Genomic DNA, 20,248 nt, shown 5'->3' on the forward strand with positions numbered 1-20,248 from the left:
CTAGAATAAAGCGGATTCTTTAGACACCCTTCGGGTTACCCAGTTGGCGGCAATGACAAAGATCAGACCCATAACCGACTGGAACAGGCCGACCGCCGAAGACATGCCGAAGTCATGCAGCTGTCTCATGGAGCGGAATACGAAGGTGTCGATGACGTCGGTAGTCGGATACAGCAAGGAATTGTCTCCAATGATGGCATAGATCATGGCAAAGTCCCCGTTGAAAATCTTGCCTACGGCCAGCAAAGTCATGATCATAACAGTAGGAACGAGCAGCGGCAGCGTAATGCGCAACACAATCTGCAGCTTAGATGCCCCGTCAATCCGGGCAGCCTCGTACAAATCCTCCGATATGCCGGTAATCGCGGCCAGAAAAATAATCGAAAGATAACCGGCTCCTTGCCACACGCGAATAACCGTCAGAATGAAAGGCCACAGCTTCGACTCAAACATCCAGTTGACCGGTTCCAAGCCGAAATTTTGCAGCCAAGTATTGATCATCGGCTCTTCCCCGCCGAATAAGGATTGGACAATCATTCCTACCACAATCCAGGACATAAAATAAGGAAGAAAAATGAGAGACTGCGAAATTCGTTTGAAATACTTATTGCGAATTTCATTGAACATTAGCGCGATTAATACAGCAGCCGCCGTAGTAAACAAAATGAACAGCATGTTCAGCATCAGCGTGTTGCGCAGGATGACCCAGAAGTCATCCGAAGTAAAAAAATAGTTGAAGTTTTTAAAACCGACCCATTCGCTTCCCGTAATTCCTTTGGCAAAATTATAGTCTTTGAAGGCAATCATAATCCCGTATATGGGAAAATAACTGAATACGAGAAAGAACAGCAGCCCCGGTACGGCCATAGCATAGAGAAAAGGATTACGAACAATATGCTTCAGCTTGGACCGTTTCCTTGCATTAAGTTGGTATTGCATACTTTTACTTCCCCCTTTCATCAAAACAGGCAATCGCATCTGCGTCCCGTTATTTATACCGTTACCTTACCGAGCCCTCACTGCAACGGCAATTCCGGCAAGCTCCAATTTTTCCTGCAAGCGCAGATTTACGAACTTCCCAAAAACAACACTACCCTCGAAAATAACCGATTCTGCAGACAGGAATGCTCGTTATGCTATAATTAATAATCTAAAAATGATAAGAATCGGAAGTTATAATAACGGGGGATTCAGAGCAATGAAGTTCAGACTTCCACTTTTCACATCGCTGAAGCGGCATCCTACTTATATGAAACTTATTTTTTATTTTGTCAGTGCAAACGTTCTGGTTCTGGCTGTATCTTTTGCGCTGCTCTATTGGCAGTCTTCCCAGACGCTTCTGGAAGAGATCGGCGATCATTCCGAATCCTTGCTATTGAACGGTGCCCGGAACACTGCGCGTCTGATGGAATGGTCTTTGGAATTCAGCTTCTCCTCCAGCGATGACAGTACCCTCAAGGTGAATGCCCTTTCGGATCAATACAGCGATTTTGAAACTTATGGGGTATGGAGACGGCTTATCGAAATCAAGAACGCCAATCCGTCTATCGATTCGGTATACCTAATCAACGATTACACAAATACTGTAGTAGATTCCAGACTTGGATTGAGTGATGCGGAAGCTTTTTACGACCAGGACATTATTAAGCGTTTGCAGGATCCGGCTACAACGGATCACAGCGTTCTCATTCCGAGAACCTTGTCCATTCCGCTTGTCGGGATTAAGGCCAAAGAGGTGATTAGCATCGTAAGATTTTACGAAAAAGGCAGTTCCATCTCGGCTTTCGTTCTGAATATAGATACTGATAATTTAATGACCTTGCTTCAGAACAATTCGAATTATGCGAACAGGTCGGTCACTGTTCTGAATGATCGGGATGAGACGGTTTTTAGCAGCATTCCTTTGAATCAGGAACAAATTGCGGAGCTCAGGAGCCAAGGGAATAAGGGCGAAAGCGGATGGAAGCTGTTTCAGCCCCGCAATCAGGAAGAGCAACTGATGGTTTACGCAGGCTCCTCCATTAAAGGGATTCAGGATTGGAGTTTTATCGAAACTATCCCGAAGTCTGTCATTTTGGGAAAAATCACTGTTCTTCGCAACACAAGCCTGATCTTGTTCCTCATTCTGTTCATAGCATCATTGACCGTGATCGTTCTGATTTCCAAACGGGTGTACTCGCCTATTCAAGAACTGATTAGCAGAGTGATGCGCCAGCATCAAGCGGAAAAGCCCGGCGAAGGATATAGCGCAAATGAACTTGACTACTTATCCAATGTGTTTACAGCCCAACACAATCGGATTTATGAACTGACCGAGCACTGGCGGCATACTAAAATTCTGGGTAGGGAGCGGTTTTTACGGGATTTTCTGGGGGGTATCTATCATACGGCAGAGGAAATATGTGCTCAATTTCAAGAATGGGGAATTGCTCTGCCGGAAGATCAGCTGTCGGTGGCCATCTTCCGGATCGACCACTTCTCGGAATTTACGGAGGCCTACCCGGAAAAGGACCGGCGTCTACTCCGATTTGCAATGTCCAATATTATTCAAGAGTCGCTGCAATTTTCCAAGCACAAGCTGCAAACGGTGGACATGGGGAACGATCACGTGGCGGTTGTCTTATCGGCTCCATTGTCCGAAGAATTTGCAAAGAAGCTGCAAGTATCTAAGCAGTTAATGGAGCAGTATTTGTCAATCGGCACGACCGTCGCTTGGGGTAGGACGTTGCCCAGCCTGACCGACATGCATGAAGTATATATGGAGACGTATGAACTGACGCAGGAACGGTTCCGATTCGGGCACGGAGCGCTCGTCGTGAAAGCATGGCTGGCCGACGCGCCCGGAGAACTGTATCATCTGCCTGTGGACAAAGAGCGGCAGATCGCTCAGGCTCTTCCCAAGGGTAACGCGGATACGGTTCTGGAAATCATACGCTCAGCCGTGGTCAAGCTGCGGGGACTGCCCTATTTTGAATGTAAAATGTCGCTGATTACCTTGTTTATGAACATACGCCGGCTTATGCAGGAGCACTCCAGTCAGCCGCTGCCCAGTTCATGGGGGCTGACTTCTATCGAGAATCAGATCATACAGCAGGAGACGATGGAAAACGTAGTGCCTTGGATGGAAGCGCTTATAACCAAGACGCTTGAAGACATTGAGGCTGCCCGCAGTCTGTCCAAAAACGCGGCCCTGATCGAGCAGGCGGACCAGTTCATTGAAGCACATTTAACCGATTCGAACTTGTCCGCAAAAATGCTGGCCGACCATTTGGGTCTGTCCGTGAACTATTTCCGCAGTTTGTATAAAGCGGAGACAAACCAGTCGATTACGGAAAAGATATCGGAGAAGCGCCTAAATTACATTTGTCAGGAGTTGCTTGCCTCCGACTCGCCGATTGAGCCGATCATCCAGAAATACGGATTTTCGTCGCTTAACACGTTTTATTCCATCTTCAAAAAGGTGTATGGAATGACGCCAGCCCAATATCGGAGGATGCATAAAAACACCACATCCTAATAAGAATCCTTTTAATTACCTTTAAACAAATGGATGGTCCGTACAGGCCCATCCATTTGTTCTTCCTAATGCACTGCTATGAACGTTACCAAATCATCATTTTTTAAACTGCGGCAGATGCTCTTTATGCGCTTCCAACAATTCATCCAAAACCACTTTAGCCACGTCGCCGCTTGTCACCAGGGGATTCAATGTAAATGCCTGTAGTGCTGTTGGGTAATCTCCTGTGACGGCCGCTTCAATCGTCAGCTCTTCCATCGCCTTCATTAACTGCAATAGCCCTCTTTGAGCGGACGGGAATGCGCCAAAATGTACAGGCTCCGCACCGTGTGCCGTAATCATGCTCGTAATTTCAATGGCACTGTCATAAGGCAGATCGCTAATCGCCCCGCGGTTGCGTGTGTTGACTACCATGCGCGTTCCTTTGTTGTTATAGATGGCATTAATCACTTCACAAGCTGCGTCGCTGTAGTATGCTCCCCCGCGTTGCTCCAGTTCTTTGGGCTTGTAATCCAGGTTGGGATCTTTATAAAGCTCAAACAAACTTTCTTCCAGACGTTTCACTACCTGCCCGCGGGTCCCTTCCTTATCGGCCTCTTCCAGCTCTTCTTTCAGCATGCTATCCGTCATGTAATAATAACGATGATAAGGACAAGGCAGCATTTCCAATTGACGGATTTGTTCATACAAGAAGCGCATGTTTTTTATATTTTCCACGATTTTTTCCGGTTTGGCATCGGGACCGTAAAGTTTATCGATCACTTCAGCGGTAAGTTCTTCACCGCTTCGGCCATAGACTTTGTGCCAGTGCAGGTGATTAATGCCGGCAAATTTGAAGAACAATTCTTCTTCGCTTTTTTCCAGTACAGCGGCTTCGTTCTTAGTCGCCATAATGGGAACGTTGCACAAACCGATGACCTTCTCCCACCGGCCGTATCGCAGCACGGCTTCCGTTACCATTCCCGCCGGGTTCGTAAAGTTGATCAACCAGGCATCAGGGCAAAGCTCCTTCATATCATTGACGATCTCCAAGATGACCGGAATGGTGCGGAACGCTTTAAACATGCCGCCTGCTCCGTTGGTTTCCTGACCGATCATCCCATGACGAAGCGGAATCGTTTCGTCTTTAATGCGAGCATCCAAAAGGCCCACCCGGAATTGGGTTGTGACAAAATCGGCATCAACCAGCGCTTCTCTCCGATTCAGCGTCAAGTGAATGTCACAGTCGATTCCCGCTGCCTTTACCATTCTTTTTGCCATGGCTCCGACAATTTCCAGCTTCTCTTTCCCCGCTTCAATATCGACAAGCCAAAGTTCCCTGAGCGGAAGTTCATGGTGCCGTTTAATAAACCCTTCGATCAATTCGGGGGTATAGCTTGACCCGCCGCCGATCGTAACGATTTTTAATCCTTTTTTCATTGAAATACCCTCCTTCGTTCTTCGTTTCTTTTGACAATTCGATTGTAGATGATGTAATGCATTACAGGTCAAACCCTATTTTTAGGGGTTGTTCAACTTTGTAAGTACTCAAAACAATGCTATGCTTAATGAGGAGGTGGTCCACAGGTGGCAAATATCCAAGAGATCGCACGGCTTGCAGGCGTTTCTACGGCAACGGTTTCACGCGTAATTAACCGGCACCCCTATGTAAGCGATTTAACGAGAGAAAGAGTCTTAAACATCATTGAACAGTTGGATTATGTACCCAATTCCAATGCGAAATCTTTAAAAAAAGGCATGACCCGGATCATTGGGGTTATCGCCGTTTCATACAGTACACTGTTAATGTCGCTCATACGCTCATTTCATACGATTGCCCAAAAATACGGATTTAACGTCATGCTTTTCATGACAAACGGAAACTGCGATAAGGAACTTGAAGCTCTTGAAATGTTGCGCAGCAAGCAGTTGGACGCCCTGCTTTGCCTGCTCCGCACGAATGAGTGGGATGTCATCGAATCCTACACGAAATACGGACCGATTGTAACTTGGCAACGTCTCGTCAGTGACACGATACCGTCCGTTTTTATGGATCAATATCAAGGCTACATGCTTGGCCTCGAGTATCTATACGCCAAAGGTTACCGGAAAATTTTAAACGTATACTCGTCCAAAGGCCTGAATACCCTGGGACGAATCAGAGCCTATGAGGATTTTATTCAAAAGTACGGATTAAAAGATAAAGGCTTCCCGCAATTTCATAATAAGATGACCATTCGCGATGGAGAAGAAGTAGCGCGATGGTGGATAAAACAAGCGGACAAGCCGGATGCGATTTCCTGCTCGACCGACGAGGTAGCGGCAGGGATTTTAACGGAGCTGCGGCGCGCCGGATTTTCGGTGCCGGATGATGTGGGAATTATGGGATTTGATAATACAGACATCGCCCACCTGCTGGATCTGACAACCATCCATTATCCCGTAGATAAACAAGCAGAGAATGCATTTAATATTATAAAGGGAATGCTGGAGCAAGCCGTCCCTAAACTGCATTCTCTGGAGTTTAACGTGGTTGAGCGAAGATCGACATAGATTTAATGAAGAGGGCCCGGCTCTTTCCAGATCATCCATTTGGCTTCAAGCATTTCGGTTGATTTAAGCAACGCGATCGTATAGGCGTCCCGCACGCGCTCATTATAGAGGTCGGAAGTATGAAATTGCTCGATCATTTTTCCGTCTTTCATTACTAAAATATCTTGGCACAGTCCGGGCACAAGCGAGAGGTCATGGGTAATGAACAGAAGAGACAACCCTTGTTCCCGCTGAATGGACTTAAGCAGTTCTATGATCCGCTGTTGCAATACGATATCAAGGTTCGAGACGATTTCATCACAGATCAATAGTTTGGGATGGATGATCAGCGCTTTGGCCAGGCAGGCTCTTTGGTACTGGCCCCCGCTTAATTTACCTGGCCGGTATCTAAGAAGTTCCTCACGAAGCCCCACTTTGTCCGAATACTCTAAAATTCTCTTTTTGCGTTCCGTTCTGTTCAAGCTTGTAAAGTTCTTTAACGGTTCTTCCAGACACTGAAACAAGCTCAGCGCCGGGTTTAAGGTTGAGGCTGTATTTTGCAAAACAATCTGAATATCGCGATACCATTCTTTATACGCTTTTATTCCTTTGCGGGGCAGGTGTTGCCCGTTAAATATAATTTGCCCCGATGTCGGCTGCTTTAAGGCCATGATCAGCTGGGCCAGCGTGGATTTACCGCTGCCGCTCTCGCCTACGATAGCCAGGGACCCTCCAGCTTCTATCGTAAAATGGATGTCACTCAGAATTTGCTTTCCATTCATTTTTTTGCATAGCTGCAGCACTTGGAGCATTCGGACCGGCACCTCCTTTGTTAAGGAATCTTTGCGATCGATACCTGCATAATTGTTTGGTATATTCCTGCTCGGGTTGTCCTAATATTCGCTCGGCGCTTCCCTGCTCGATGATTTCTCCGTCACGCATCACACCGATCGTATCCGCAAGATAACTGGCCAGAAGCACATCATGCGTAATAAACAACATACTCCTGTTCAGCTCCGATATCAGATGGTGCAATAAGGAGATGACTTCAGCCTGGGTGGTGACATCAAGGGCGCTCGTCGGCTCATCGGCAATCACTACCTCAGGCTTTAACAGCAGCGCCATCGCAATCATGACACGTTGATTCATTCCGCCGCTCAGCTCATGAGGATAACTTTTCATCACGCGCGCCGTATCGTTCAAGAGCACTTGAGACAGCATCTTTTCCGCTTGTTGCTCAGCCTCATGCCTCGATATCGGTAAATGGCTAAGCATATGATCACCTAATTGTCTGCCGATCGGGAGCGCTGGATGCAAGGCTTGCTCAGGGTGCTGAAAAATGACGCCCACCTGTTTCCCCCTGATTTTGCGCCAGTCCTTTTGGGATAAACGATTCAGGTTTTGGCCGCGCAACAGGATCTCGCCCGACATTTGCAGACCGGCAGGCAGCATCCCTAAAACAGCTTTGCTTGTTAACGTCTTGCCGCTTCCGCTTTCCCCCAATAGGCAATAAGTTTTCCCCGACTCCAAACAAAAACTGCTATTGTGTACCAGCGGCTGGCCGAATGCGTTCCGAATATGCAGATTTTTTATGTCTACTACGGTATCCATTATTTCTCCCTCCTGAGCCGCTCGCCGACAATCTGGAACGAACAGGCGGTCAGAAAAATCATCAAGCCCGGGAAAAACCCCATCCATGGCGCAACCTGCAAATAATTTTTCCCATCCAATAACATAACCCCCCATTCGGGTGAAGGCGGCTGCGCGCCAATTCCCAAGAAGGATAAACCGGATAAAGTCAAAATCACCTTGCTTACATCCAGAATCAGCATGGTTCCCAGCTGCGGGGCGATATTCGGGATCATATGCCGGATTATCGTTCTCATGCCAAACGATCCGCTTACCCTGCTGGCCATAATATACGGCTCCTTTTTCACATCATGGATCAAACCGCGAATTAATCTTACGTACTTGGCCCACCAGGAAAGAATCACCGCGAAATAAACATTCTCCATGCCAAAACCGAGAAAACCAACCACCACGATGGTGAGCAGGACATTCGGCAAGGCCGTAAAAATATCCGTCACGCTCATCATCAACAGGTCAAGTTTATTCCCCCAAAAAGCGCTCAGCGCGCCGACGAACAGTCCGATCAACATGACGACGCTGAGGACTATGAAAACGGGGAACACGGAGTCGCCGATCCCGTGAATCACCCGGCTTAACAAATCTCTTCCCAGATAATCCGTTCCAAACGGATGAGCGAGGCTTGGGGGAAGGAGCTTTGCTTGATGATCGGTTTGGAACGGGTCATAAGGTGAAATCCACGATGCGCTCAGCCCGGCAATCATAAGAACCGCAATATACAACAAAGCCGCTGCAGGAAGTTTATTCGCCCAAACGAGGTTCATCATAGTTCCCACCTCTGTTTATCAAGATGAACACGCGGATCGGCCACAAAATAAAGGATATCGGCCACAAAGTTAAACCCAAATATAAAAGCGGCCACCAGCAGCGCACTCCCCTGAATGACGGGAAAATCACGGCGGTAAATCGCCTCGAGCATATATTTGCTGAACCCCGGAAAACTAAAAATCGTTTCCGTGATGATCGAGGCTCCAAAAAAGCTTGGCAAGCTGGTCGTGATTAACGTCAGGATCGGGATGAACATGGCGCGGAATAGATAAGCCGGATAAAAAATAGCGGGCCGCAAACCTCTGGCTCTTGCCGCTTCAATATAAGAGAATTTACTGTATTGCACGGTGTATGAGCGCACCATCCGAATGAAGTAAACGCTTTGGATTAGGGAGATCGCCGTTACCGGAAGCACATAATGCTGTACGGAAGAGCTGCCAACGATCGGAAGAACGGGCCAGATCACACCGAAAGCATACATCAGCAGAATCGCGAGCCAGTATAAGGGAATGGATAGCCCCAAAATGGTAACCGAATAAACTACGCGATCCGCAAACGAACCTGCATTCAAGCCTAACCAAATTCCGGCCGGTATTGAAATAGACACCGTAAGTAAAAAGGAGCCTACGATCAGGGTCAGCGTCGGTTCTAAACGGTTCATGATTTCGTGTAACACCGGTTCGCCGGACATAAAGGAATTTCCCAGTTCTCCTTGGAATATCTGAACAACCCAAGCCATGTATTGCTGAATAAACGATTGATCAAGCCCCCATTGCGCCTGCAAATGAGCCACCAATGATCGCTCCGGCACCGCCCCGATGTTCAGCAGCATCATCGACGCCGGATCTCCCGGCGCCAGACGCATTAGGGTGAAGACGAACAATGAAAACAGGACCAACGTGAGCATTAACATCAACAGACGCTGGGTAATGGAACGCAGCATTATTGTGCTTCCTTCTTCAAGTGATGCCACTTTACAGGATCATCCTCTATGGCATTGAAAGTAAAGCCGGCCAGTTCGCGCGTATGAACAAAGGTTTGCTTGGCGTAGTAAACCGGCACCGTCATCGCTTCCTCATGCATGCGAACAAACACTTGGTCAAATAACGCCTGCTGCTGCTCTGCCGAGACGGTGGAAGCAATCTGATCCAGCAGGTCGGACAATGGCCGGTCTTGATAAGCAACGCCCGGCGCTGACGGTGAGCTGTAGAATAAAGAAGACAGAAATCGGTACGGCAATTGCGCATCCGCATAAGTCCGGTACATAAGCAGGTCATATTCTTTGCTGCTCCATAACGTATCGTAGTAAGCGGCCCGTTCCTGATTTACGATGTTTATTTGGATGCCGATCTGCTTCATGTTGTCCTGGAAAATTTCCGCCATCTCTTTCCACTCCGGATATTCTTCCGTTTGAATTACCAGTCGCAGCTCCAGGACTTGTCCGTCTTTCTCATAAAGCTGCTTTTTCTCATTCCATTCGTAGCCCGCGGCTGCGATCAATTGTTTTGCCTTCTCAGGGTCGTAAGGATAAAAAGGCTGGTTATCGTCCGTGACAAAGGCGACTTCCCGTTGAAACAACCCTTTGACCGGTTCACCGCTGCCATCCGTGTATTTACTCGTATCATTTCCGTAATTGATCGCCTGGCGTATATTTTTATCCGACAGAGCCGCATGGTTTTGATTGATCACCAAAAAATAGGACATGGTGCTGGTGCCCGTTTCTACCGCATATTTGCCGTTATTTTGAAAAATACTTAGACTTTCCGCCGGAATATTGCCCACTTCCCCGCCCGCAAGATCTACCTCTCCGGATTGCAGCGCAAGCACCCTGGCCTGCGGATCCGTAATGACTCGAAAAACAAGCGAATACGCCGACGGTTGCTCCAACCAATAATGTTCGTTTGCAACCAGAACCGTCTCGACTCCTTGCCGATAGCTGCCTATTTTCCAGGGCCCCGTGCCGATTGCTTGATGAAATTCTCCATCCACATCTCCCGCAGGAGTTACCGCGTTTGGACTCATGATCCGAAAAGGCCTGGCCTGGCTAAGCTCATACAAGATTTGAGTTGCGGTTTCTTTGAACGTAAGTACGACGGTGTTGTCATCGGGGGTTTCAATTTTTGTCAGCAACCGGGAGATTTCATTCGTAGCGTTCTCTTCTCTGCCGACCGCCCGCTCCAAAGAAAACTTAACAGCCGCGGAATTCAATGGACTGCCGTCCGAGAATTTCACTTGTTTTCTTAGCTGAAAAGTATATTTCTTTCCGTCAGCGGAGATTTCCCATGATTCGGCCAAGCCGGGAACCATTTTGCCTTCCCCTTCATATCCCACCAGCGCATCATATATAGCGGCATGCACATGCCGTGCTCCATTGTAGGTCGCGGCATCGAGTTTATCCCCTTCCGTATCCTGGGTTACCGCTACAACGATTTGTTTGTCTGTTTCATGGCCGGCATCGGAAACCGGACTTTGGGCTTGCGTACACCCTATAAGCAACAACAACGTCAAAACGGCGGCAACACTGAAACCATATCTGCTAAACATCCCTACTCCTCCTACTTCTTCTCCTTCGATGTTGGCGATTAAACGGGCGCAATGATCATGGCCACTTGCAAACAGAGTAATCTTTGTATATTATTAATCGTAATTGTTACGATTTGCAACATATTTTTTTAATAAAGGAGACCGGGTTAATGACTGAGCATAAGCTTGCAGAGCAATATCGTGATTATTGGGACAAAGGAGCAGCGGTGTATGATGAAATCGTTAATACCGAATTTGCAACGGATACATACGATCAATGGAACGCGATCCTGAGTAATCTTTTATCCGGAAAACGGAATTTAAAAATCCTCGATGTTGGAACGGGGCCCGGATTTTTTGCGGTTTTGCTTAGCCGTATGGGGCACCGGGTTACCGCCATCGATTCCTCGCCTGAAATGGTGGCCAGAGCTAAGCAAAATGCGCAAAAATACAACTGCAATATCAGGATTGTGGAGACGGATATCATCGAATACAAAACTGAGGAAACTTTTGATGTCATCATTTCCAGGAATGTCACCTGGTTCCTATACAATCCTGTTGCGGCTTATCAAAATTGGCATGGGATGCTGGGCGACGATGGCCAAGTTATTATTTTCGACGCAAATTGGAATTTGTTTTTGAGCCATCCCCAGGAGGCAGAGCTCTTCAGAAAAGCCAAGGAGGAGGCGATCGAGCAAGGTTACTTGCCGTACCGCGAAGAGCAAGACATCGAGGAAGGAGATCGACTGGCGCTCACCTTGCCATTGACTTATGTAAGAAGACCTGGATGGGACAGCGAAATGTTTAAATTTATTGGCTTTACTAAAATCCAAGTCCATGAAGGGTTCGATGCTGAATTTTATAGTCCAGGAGAAAAAATCCTAAACCGCCACAGACCTATGTTCGCGATCGTTGCCGAAAAATAGACGCCTTGCGGCGTCTATTTACGGCTCTGATTTCTATAGTCCTATTCCCATACGATGGTTGTTGGAGTAGGAAAAGCCCGAACGGGTAAAAAATAGTTGCTCAACTTTCGCAGGGCTAAAATCGGCCTAACCGCTGAAGCTGTACAGACGGAGTGCGAATAAAATCTTAGCCTTGACCAAAACAGAAAAACACTGCTGCCTATTTATTTCGCCTTGCGTGCTGGTCGGATGGCGGGCAAAATGTGCTTGATCGTTTTGCCCTGACCAATAATTGCAAATCATACAACTAACTTTACATCCATTTACCCAATTATTCGTTTAATTGTATTTTATACAAGTATTTCCTCGCCTCTTTGGTTCTTCTTCGAAATATAGCGAAGTAATTGCAGGTTTTGCATCTAATCAAGCACTGTGGCAGCTTTTCCGGGTAAGTAACTGTATATTCTGCAACTATCCCTTTCAACAATAGACCAAGAGAAAGCTGGAATAGGAAACAGATACGCTCGGATGGAGCGATCGCTTTATTACAACTGCTGGATCCGATCCACAAAGTCGCCTCGAAAACCGGGGCTAATTATAACTCCCTGTATACAAAATAATCGAAATCCGCATTTTTGCGAGTACCGCTTAAATCCTGCACGCACATTCCAACGAACGTTCCCGTGAATCGGAGCGGGTTGGCGCTGTCATCCGAAAGGTGGAGGATATTGATTTCCGGGCCTACCGGCTTCCATTCGGAACCAGTGGCAGCATACGAAAACTGCAATTTCTCCCGGTTTACCACCGCCTTCAACTTGATTGGACCCTCAGCCGGAAGCGGAACATCGGCTTCAAGAACCTCATTGTACTCCCCTCCTGCGGTTCGAATGATCCCAAGCCCCCTTCCCGTCCCTTCCAAATGCGTTATTCTTAAGTACACGTAATCATCCGTATCATAATAGAGAATTAAGCCGGCCATTTGCTGAAAGTGCTCCGGGTTGAACTCGAGCTCCGTCTCGGCCTCGCAGCAAAATGCCTGCTGCCGGCGAGCCACAAGGCTTTGTCTATGCCATGAGCTTAGCGATTCCATCCCCCTTAGACGCAAGTACCCTTTCTTTTCACTTAAGGAGAGCCAGCTTGAATCCGGCGGAATGCGAAGCGTGTTCCACTGGATACGAAGCTGCGGTTCGTCAAAATCATCTCTTTCAGGTTCGGTCTCAAACGGGTGAGCCGGCAGATTCGGAGCTTTCACCTCTAAGCTTGGAATATTCCCCGCGCCATCCAGCCGCAGCCAATCGTCTTCATCCCAATAGCAGCGCTGCAGCGCCGTTTCCCGGCCCAGGGTGCAATAGCGTTCCGCCGTAGGTCTTGCGCAAAGATGGGCTATATACCACTCGCCCGTTTGGGTTTCGACCAATGACGCATGTCCCGCCTTTTGGAGCGGCAGTTCGGGATGGCTGAAGCTGGTCAGAATCGGGTTATGGGGAGCCACCTCATAAGGCCCGAAAATAGAAGTCGATCTTGCCAGGGTGGCGGCGTGCTCGTATTTCGTTCCGCCCTCGGCGGTTAGCAGATAGTAATAGCCATTACGCTTGTAGAGATGCGGACCTTCCGTATACCCAAGCTCGGTTCCTTGAAAAATGTTGGTCACCGGGCCGATTAATTTTTTCTCCGCTGGAGCGTATTCCTGAATGACAATCCCTGCGAACTGGTTTCTCCCTTTGCGGAAATCCCAGATCATATTCAACAGCCATTTGCGGCCGTCATCATCATGAAACAGCGAAGGATCAAAGCCGCTGCTGTTTAAATAAACGGGTTCCGACCACGGACCCATGATATCGGTTGAAGTCACCAAATAGTTATGCGTATCCTTGAAGGCCCCTTTGCGTGACTTGACATTCGTATAAATTAAGTAAAAGATCCCGTTGTCATAACTCAGACAAGGCGCCCAGACTCCCCCGGAATTTACGTTGCCCAGCATATCAAGCTGGGATGTCCGATTGAGCGGATGGGTCAACACTCTCCAGTGAATCAAATCCTTGGAATGATGAATTTGGATCCCGGGAAACCACTCGAAGGTCGATGTGGCGATATAATAATCGTCTCCGACGCGAAGAATCGAGGGATCGGGGTTAAAGCCGCGCAATACGGGATTAATAATATAGCTCATCGGACTCCTCCTACAAATTGTTTCATTTCCCCTCATTTTAAGAAAGCTCGATGACGCATACTTCAAAGGGCTGCATCGGGAAACCGCCTTGCAGTACTTTTTCCGTGAGCAGATCGCGCTTGGGGCTTCGAAAGACGACCGTCTGCTCCGTATGGGCATAGTTCATTAAAAAGGCATAGCTTTTTTGCGTTTTTTCATGCGTGCGGATGGCCAACTCTACATCCTCAGGCAACTCGGCCCATTCCGCAGCCGGGGACGTCAGTCCAATCTCGTCAAGCAGCGCGCCGGCTACCGCTTCGGTAAACACGCTTCCGTAGTAATACGTGCTCCCTTCGCCACGCTTGCATCGTACGAGAGCAGGCTTGCCCGCATAATATTCGGATGCATAAGCAGCCAGCACTTCGGCGCTGTCCGATGTCACGCGCAAAATGTCGGCAAAGGTGTCTCCTTTAAGGACAGCGCCGCCTTCCCATTGTATATCCGGCGCCTGCTGCAGCGGTCCGATCAGCGTAAAGTCCTCCACCTCAATCCCGCACAAATCGGCAAGCGGTCCCGGAAACGGCAGCATATAGCACTGTCCCGTCATGTCCTTGTAGCCGCTGCGGCAGCCGAGCACAAGTAGCCCCCCGCCCTCGACGGCGCGTTCGGCTCCACAAAAAACAGGGTATTCCCCCGACAAACCCATGAGGTCCAACAGAAGCTCGATTTCCTTCACACTGTCCATCATTGAGGTTTGACTTCTCTCCTCGCCGAAATGGGCACCAATCAAGCCTTTCATGATAAATTGGGGCGATAACAGTGCGTGAACGATTGCATATTGGTCGTCTGCTTCGTTCTTGGCATCACTGTTCACGATCAAACGGATTTTTTTAAGGTCTGGCACATTAAATGTATGCTTCATCATAAATGGCACCTTTCTTATCCTTATTGATGTCGCGGCAGATGGAAAATAATCCGTACGTACCATTCTCAAGCACACCAAACCCGAACGGGCCCGATCAGTCCGCTAGGTTCCTGCTGCGCAAAGGACGACAAGAAGTCGCGTTGTTCTTTGACCAACGTATTCGTAACTTCAATGACCAGCTTGTTATTGCCCTTCTTAAGCAGACCGTTGATTTCAAAGCGATAAGGCGGACAGATGCGGACACCTATGTGCTCGCCGTTTAACCATACTTCCGCTGTTTCATAGACCTCGCCCAAATCCAGCAAAGCCCCGTTCGCGGTTTCGTCCCACTCAAATTCCGTTTCATAACGGAAGGTGCCCGTAAATCGCGGCAAACCATCAGGCCCGCTCATATTCGGTAGAGCCGTTACCTTTCCCCATTCCTGGAAATGAGGATACGCTTCAGCTTTAGCGAGGGATATGGTCCATTCGCCGGCAAGCTCCACCCCCGAACCCGTCGCATAGCGTGCCGGCGCGGCTGCATAACCTTCAAGCGCGGTGCCATGGAGCAGTACGATAGATTCATAGGGATGGAGGACAAGATGCACCGTTCCCGCGTCATCCCCCTCGGCCGCTTCCACGCGGGTCAATCGATTCAGGAAGGCGTCATAGGCATATACAGCGCCTTGGACAGGCAAAACCAGCTTCGTACGAATCGTTTGCTGCGGGTGTTCGTTAAAGAACATAAACACATCCAAATCGTCATGGCTGTAGTGATAACTCCGCAAATACGGCTCATATTGGTCAACTCTAATATCGAAATGTCCGTCTATAATAAGGTCTTGCGCCAGTTTATCCAATAAAACGGCCTTCACATTCCGGTGACCGGCAAGCTCGGACAGTTCGGCGGATACATCCTCCCCCTCGCTCGATCTTAGCGGCAGCCCGTCAACAAAACGAACGGCAAGCCCCTGTTCGGCAAACTCGGCCAAACTCCGGACCGTCGCCGCCGGAAGCGCTTCTGCATAAGGTACGATCAAGCACTTATAATCCTCGCGATGAACATGCAGCTTGCCGCCCTTGACGGTGGCCGCTTCCAAAAGAACATCGATAGGCAGAACGTCGCAGTCGATCTGATGCTGCATCAATTCCTTCACCGGCTTATGAAAATACATTGCTTTCCCGGACCATTCGGCTTCAGCGTGATACACGACGGCCGCGGTCGCCACATGCCTGCCTTCCGAAATCAGGTGACTGATCCGATTGATATACCGATTTAAATGCTTGTAGTAACGGTACTGCGGATTTTTCCCGCTTGCGTACATATGCGGTGGACAATCCGGATCCGGAAAAGCTTTTTGGGTAAAAGCATGCGGGACAAACTGGTTGACGCCGCGAACCAGCATATGGTCGGTGAGCCATTTCATCAGCTTTAACCCTTCCGTCCAGCCATACGCCCCATACAGCTCGCACATCGTCCGGCCTTGTTTTTTCGGATCAATATGTCCGAGCGACACGCCAAGCTTAGCGAGGCCATAGTGGTAGAATTCACTATCCGTCTCTCCGGTTGGCTGGCGGTAAGACAATTCATCGAAGCCGGGAACGATCTGCCACAGCACCACATCAAGGCCCGACATGTCTTGCCCCCAGAGCGAGCGGAAGAAGTGTCCGGCGCCGGAACCAAGTCTGGCATGAACGTTGTTGTCTTCCAGGACATGCCCGATGTATTCTACGCCGCGGGCTCTGCACCATGCACCGATTTGGCTGCAGAAATGGTCCGCATAAAGCTTGCTGACGATATTCATATAGGTGTACCGTACGATATTGGATTGTTCTCCCGCATCCTCCCAGAGAAGATATAGACATTTACGGTAATCATCCCCCAGCGCCTGTTCGAGCAGGGCCGGCATCTCCCGGCTCCAGGGAAGCGGAACTCCCCGTTTTCCAGGCTTCGAATCGAAATCAAAGGTTGCCGGGTCATTATAAAATCCAGGCTCATCCGAGAAAAAACCGGCAATCGTCTTTCCGAAATCCTCCCCATACCGTTCGTAAAAAGCTTCATACACCGTATCAAGCAAAATGCGCACCGATTCCCGGTCCAGCGGGTTCAAATAATCTTCCTGGGCCTTGCTGCCGCCATCCTTATTTTCCGAAAGAACAAATACCCGCCAATACCCTTCAGGGATATCCCAATAAAGGATACCGTCATGCACAAGGTCGGTTAAATCAACACGGTCACCCAGCAATACTCCATTAGCTGGATCGCGGCGGACCGCGACCACCGAAACCAGCTTATTTTTGCCGCTCGCGTGTTGGGGCTCAGAGATCGTTGGCCGAAGTCCGCACATTAATAAAGTGTCCACTAACAAAGACGCCCCTTTGGCAGGACCGATCGTATCGACATAACGTTCCCCCAAAAACACCCGGTGAAGCTCCGCAGGAGCCTCCTTCACTTTGCCTCCCGCATGTCCCGTTGGAAAATGATCGTCATCAAGAATCCATACCTTCATGCCCCGCTTCCGGGCTTCCTCCATAATAATGTCCATATCCTTCCACCATTTCGGCCCTAGAAAATCCGGATGAGGCCGGGACTCCACGCACACGGCGCCGATTCCGGCTTCATGAACACGGGCCATTTCTTCCCGAATCGCCTGCTCCTCCTCGCCATGCTGCCAGAGAAATGGAAGAATATAATTTTGTTCTTGACCCTCAAGCACTTCTTGTAAACGTTTGTTCATGATTGCCCCCTGTTTCAACTTAGTTTCAGCCTTTCAGATGCCGCAGCTTAGATGTAGATGGAAATATCCGCCCGACTTCAAAGGGATGCCGGGCGGATAGACTTGTTCGGGTAATTATCTTTTCACTTTCGCGTACCATTCTCTAGCACGCTTTGTCACTTCTTCGCCGCCCGATTGATACCACTTATCGACGAATTCGTCGAACTTGCTGATCGGATATTGGCCAATAATGATCTTGGTGGCGTATTCCACGTACAGCGTGCGATTGTTAATGTCCGGGTAGCCATCGTAGACGCTGGCCGGCATGCCGTCACCGGCGATGATTTTGGCGTACTTCTGAGCTTCCTGCATATTCCGGTTCACTTGATCAATGGCCCACATTCGATCTTCCGAAGCGGTGCTCTTGTTCAGATCGATCATGAAATCAAGGGTGGATATTTTGGCATACGGATCGAGAATCCGGTTTTCCTGCGTGCTCTTGTCGTCCGGAAGCAAGGTCGCTTTGCCATCCTTTAGGGTATGATGCATTCCTTCCACCCCAAGGTACAGATCCTTCCAATTTTTCTTATCGTACATATTGTTCAACAGCTTCATGGTGGCCATCAGCTTCTCCTCATCCTTGTTGTTCTTGACCACCCAGGCCGGCGGCGTAAATCTCTTCCATGTATAAAAGCCCTTATAGCCTTCGGCTTCCGGTACAGGGAGTACGGTAAATTCTGCCTTCACGCCGGTGTTCTTATATAAATTTTCTAAAGGCAAATAGCCGGACTCTACCCAGTGAAAATAGTTTCCTACCCTATCCGAATGAATCTTGCCGTCCCACTTATCCTTGGTGTTCAACAGCGATTCCTTGTCGATTAATCCTTCCTTGTACAGCTTGGATAGGAACTCCAAAGCCGCTTTCATATTGGGAGTCACCGCGGAATAAGTCAGCTCGCCGCCATAAATGTCCCAGTCCGGATAACCTTCGAACATGGCTACCCCATACATGGCGAACAAATGATCCATCCAGCGCGCTTCCTCCCGGCCGCCGGTCGGAAGCTCATCCTTCTGGCCGTTGCCGTTAGGATCCTTGTCCCTGAACGCCTCCAAAACCTTAACGTATTCGTCTTGGGTCTTCGGCATCTGCAGCCCCAGCTTATCGAGCCAGTCCTGGCGGATCATACCGGCATATCTTCCGTAGTCCACCACACCGGGGATATAGTAGATTCTCCCTTGACCGGTAGGATCGTTGGCCTTAACAATATCCCACATATCCTGCGGAATGGCATTCCATAAATTCGGCGCATATTGAGGCAACAAATCAGTCAGATCGGCGATCGCCCCGTTTTTAGCCAAGCTGTCTTCAATGCCCTGCTGGGGCAAGAACAAGTCGGGCATTTCCCCTGCGGCGATTTTCAGGTTCAACTGATTCAGGTAGTTGGTGCCCCCGTTCCATTCCACATACGGATGAATGACGCCGACGCCAAGCTTTTCTTTATAAAATTCATACAGCTTGCTGCCCTTTTCGATCGGTTTATATCCGATGTTGGTGCCCCACACTTCAATATCGACAACTTCATCCCCGCTGGAGTTCTGGTTCTGGTTCGCAGCCGCTGAACCTTCGGAAGCGTTTTTGTTTCCGCCGCAACCCGTTAATACAGTGGTTATTGCAAGAATGCTTGTCGCCAGCAATAGGCTGATCTTTTTAAGTTTCATACTGTTTCCCCCTTTTAATTACCCTTTTACGGAGCCGATCATGGCTCCTTTAACGAAATATTTCTGCAGGAAAGGATACACCAGAATGATCGGGATGATCGCAAAAATCACGGTCGCCGCTCTTAAAGTCCGCTCGTTATAGTTAAGATCAGCCGTGGTCGGGGCACCGGCCATAATCACGTTACCGTCGGTGATGAACTGCCGGATCTTAATCTGCAGCGGAAACCAGTCCGGATTCTGCAAGAAGAAAAGCGGATGCTGGAACTGATTCCATAACACCACACCGTAGAATAAAGCGAGGGTCGCCAGTACAGCCTTGGATAGCGGAAGCACGAATTGGAACAGCATCCGGAAATATCCGCAGCCCTCAAGAAAGGCGGCCTCCTCCAATTCCTTGGAGAATTGCTTGAAGAAGGTCCTCATGATGATTAAATTGAACGGATTCAGAATATGCGGTATGACCAGGACCAATGGATTATCATAAAGGCCAACGCCGCGGACTGTCAGGAAATAAGGCACAATCGGCGCTTTAAAGATCATGGCAATCACAACTAGCACCATAATCACGGAACCCCAGCGGAACTCGGGCTTCGACAGCGGGTAGGCGAACAAGGCGGTCATCAGGAGCGCCAACACCGTGCCGATTAACGTCGTGCCGAGCGTCAGGAAAAACGATTTCCACAAGTCGGGACGATCGATAATATATTTCCATGAGTCTAACGTAAACTCTTTCGGCCATAACGTTACCAGATTCATATCGACAGCACTTCTGGAACTAAACGAGGTCGCAATCACGGACAGGAGCGGTATGATCGCTATAATGGAAAACAGGATAAGCAGGACAGTTATTGCCGTACCAAATATTTTTTCCCCTCTTGATTCAGCCAT

General features: G+C 48.8%; 15 protein-coding genes. 3 read left to right on the forward strand and 12 right to left on the reverse strand.

What is annotated here, in order from left to right; all coding sequences use genetic code 11:
* Entirely contained in the window at positions 1-939 is a 939-nt protein-coding gene (locus DYE26_RS11180) for an ABC transporter permease (protein WP_051985553.1), read from the reverse strand.
* Positions 940-1,198: 259 nt separating this feature from the next.
* Here DYE26_RS11180 and DYE26_RS11185 point away from each other — a divergent pair, with 259 nt between their 5' ends.
* On the forward strand, positions 1,199-3,517 hold the full coding sequence (locus tag DYE26_RS11185; protein WP_036624101.1) for an AraC family transcriptional regulator: 2,319 nt from the start codon (positions 1,199-1,201) through the stop codon (positions 3,515-3,517).
* A 96-nt stretch (positions 3,518-3,613) separates the two neighbouring features.
* Here DYE26_RS11185 and DYE26_RS11190 read toward each other — a convergent pair whose 3' ends face one another.
* Positions 3,614-4,936: a 6-phospho-beta-glucosidase gene (locus DYE26_RS11190; protein ID WP_036624102.1), complete on the reverse strand. Its 1,323-nt coding sequence runs from the start codon at positions 4,934-4,936 to the stop codon at positions 3,614-3,616.
* Between the two features lie 147 nt (positions 4,937-5,083).
* Between DYE26_RS11190 and DYE26_RS11195 the strand changes: the two genes are divergently transcribed.
* Positions 5,084-6,049 carry a LacI family DNA-binding transcriptional regulator gene (locus tag DYE26_RS11195; protein ID WP_036624103.1) on the forward strand — a complete coding sequence of 322 codons (966 nt, stop codon included), beginning with the start codon at positions 5,084-5,086 and terminating at the stop codon, positions 6,047-6,049.
* A 2-nt stretch (positions 6,050-6,051) separates the two neighbouring features.
* Here DYE26_RS11195 and DYE26_RS11200 read toward each other — a convergent pair whose 3' ends face one another.
* From DYE26_RS11200 to DYE26_RS11220, 5 genes are read right to left on the reverse strand one after another with little or no spacing between them, the layout of a single operon-like run.
* Entirely contained in the window at positions 6,052-6,840 is a 789-nt protein-coding gene (locus DYE26_RS11200; protein ID WP_051985554.1) for an ABC transporter ATP-binding protein, read from the reverse strand.
* Positions 6,785-7,639, reverse strand: a complete 855-nt coding sequence (locus tag DYE26_RS11205) for an ABC transporter ATP-binding protein (protein WP_051985555.1) — start codon at positions 7,637-7,639, stop codon at positions 6,785-6,787. Before DYE26_RS11205 ends, DYE26_RS11200 begins: the two co-directional genes overlap by 56 nt.
* Complete coding sequence (locus DYE26_RS11210) at positions 7,639-8,439, reverse strand: ABC transporter permease (protein ID WP_036624104.1); 801 nt, start codon at positions 8,437-8,439, stop codon at positions 7,639-7,641. The genes DYE26_RS11205 and DYE26_RS11210 overlap by 1 nt, the downstream gene beginning before the upstream one ends.
* A complete protein-coding gene (locus tag DYE26_RS11215; protein WP_036624105.1) occupies positions 8,439-9,386 on the reverse strand; it encodes an ABC transporter permease in 948 nt (315 codons plus the stop codon). Before DYE26_RS11215 ends, DYE26_RS11210 begins: the two co-directional genes overlap by 1 nt.
* The gene (locus DYE26_RS11220; protein WP_036624106.1) at positions 9,386-10,987 is read right to left on the reverse strand and encodes an ABC transporter substrate-binding protein; all 1,602 of its coding nucleotides are present in this window, start codon (positions 10,985-10,987) and stop codon (positions 9,386-9,388) included. Before DYE26_RS11220 ends, DYE26_RS11215 begins: the two co-directional genes overlap by 1 nt.
* A 149-nt stretch (positions 10,988-11,136) precedes the next feature.
* Here DYE26_RS11220 and DYE26_RS11225 point away from each other — a divergent pair, with 149 nt between their 5' ends.
* A complete protein-coding gene (locus DYE26_RS11225; protein ID WP_036624107.1) occupies positions 11,137-11,892 on the forward strand; it encodes a class I SAM-dependent methyltransferase in 756 nt (251 codons plus the stop codon).
* A gap of 574 nt (positions 11,893-12,466) precedes the next feature.
* On the opposite strand, the gene DYE26_RS11230 is transcribed toward DYE26_RS11225, so the two are convergent.
* The 5 genes from DYE26_RS11230 to DYE26_RS11250 form a co-directional block, all read right to left on the reverse strand.
* Positions 12,467-14,041, reverse strand: a complete 1,575-nt coding sequence (locus tag DYE26_RS11230) for a glycoside hydrolase family 43 protein (RefSeq protein WP_036624108.1) — start codon at positions 14,039-14,041, stop codon at positions 12,467-12,469.
* Between the two features lie 37 nt (positions 14,042-14,078).
* Positions 14,079-14,942 (reverse strand): beta-galactosidase trimerization domain-containing protein, encoded by an 864-nt coding sequence (locus DYE26_RS11235; RefSeq protein WP_051985556.1) that lies wholly within the window; start codon positions 14,940-14,942, stop codon positions 14,079-14,081.
* A gap of 68 nt (positions 14,943-15,010) precedes the next feature.
* Positions 15,011-17,662, reverse strand: a complete 2,652-nt coding sequence (locus DYE26_RS11240; RefSeq protein WP_036624109.1) for a glycosylhydrolase-like jelly roll fold domain-containing protein — start codon at positions 17,660-17,662, stop codon at positions 15,011-15,013.
* Between the two features lie 114 nt (positions 17,663-17,776).
* A complete protein-coding gene (locus tag DYE26_RS11245) occupies positions 17,777-19,360 on the reverse strand; it encodes a type 2 periplasmic-binding domain-containing protein (RefSeq protein ID WP_036624110.1) in 1,584 nt (527 codons plus the stop codon).
* Positions 19,361-19,378: 18 nt separating this feature from the next.
* A complete protein-coding gene (locus DYE26_RS11250) occupies positions 19,379-20,248 on the reverse strand; it encodes a carbohydrate ABC transporter permease (RefSeq protein WP_036624111.1) in 870 nt (289 codons plus the stop codon).

The organism is Paenibacillus macerans, assembly GCF_900454495.1.
Classification (GTDB): domain Bacteria; phylum Bacillota; class Bacilli; order Paenibacillales; family Paenibacillaceae; genus Fontibacillus; species Fontibacillus macerans.

Coding starts and splice junctions, on each gene's coding strand:
- DYE26_RS11180 (WP_051985553.1), bottom strand. CDS start 939: ATGCAATACCAACTTAATGCAAGGAAACGGTCCAAGCTGAAGCATATT.
- DYE26_RS11185 (WP_036624101.1), top strand. CDS start 1,199: ATGAAGTTCAGACTTCCACTTTTCACATCGCTGAAGCGGCATCCTACT.
- DYE26_RS11190 (WP_036624102.1), bottom strand. CDS start 4,936: ATGAAAAAAGGATTAAAAATCGTTACGATCGGCGGCGGGTCAAGCTAT.
- DYE26_RS11200 (WP_051985554.1), bottom strand. CDS start 6,840: ATGCTCCAAGTGCTGCAGCTATGCAAAAAAATGAATGGAAAGCAAATT.
- DYE26_RS11205 (WP_051985555.1), bottom strand. CDS start 7,639: ATGGATACCGTAGTAGACATAAAAAATCTGCATATTCGGAACGCATTC.
- DYE26_RS11210 (WP_036624104.1), bottom strand. CDS start 8,439: ATGAACCTCGTTTGGGCGAATAAACTTCCTGCAGCGGCTTTGTTGTAT.
- DYE26_RS11215 (WP_036624105.1), bottom strand. CDS start 9,386: ATGCTGCGTTCCATTACCCAGCGTCTGTTGATGTTAATGCTCACGTTG.
- DYE26_RS11220 (WP_036624106.1), bottom strand. CDS start 10,987: ATGTTTAGCAGATATGGTTTCAGTGTTGCCGCCGTTTTGACGTTGTTG.
- DYE26_RS11225 (WP_036624107.1), top strand. CDS start 11,137: ATGACTGAGCATAAGCTTGCAGAGCAATATCGTGATTATTGGGACAAA.
- DYE26_RS11230 (WP_036624108.1), bottom strand. CDS start 14,041: ATGAGCTATATTATTAATCCCGTATTGCGCGGCTTTAACCCCGATCCC.
- DYE26_RS11235 (WP_051985556.1), bottom strand. CDS start 14,942: ATGAAGCATACATTTAATGTGCCAGACCTTAAAAAAATCCGTTTGATC.
- DYE26_RS11240 (WP_036624109.1), bottom strand. CDS start 17,662: ATGAACAAACGTTTACAAGAAGTGCTTGAGGGTCAAGAACAAAATTAT.
- DYE26_RS11245 (WP_036624110.1), bottom strand. CDS start 19,360: ATGAAACTTAAAAAGATCAGCCTATTGCTGGCGACAAGCATTCTTGCA.
- DYE26_RS11250 (WP_036624111.1), bottom strand. CDS start 20,248: ATGGCTGAATCAAGAGGGGAAAAAATATTTGGTACGGCAATAACTGTC.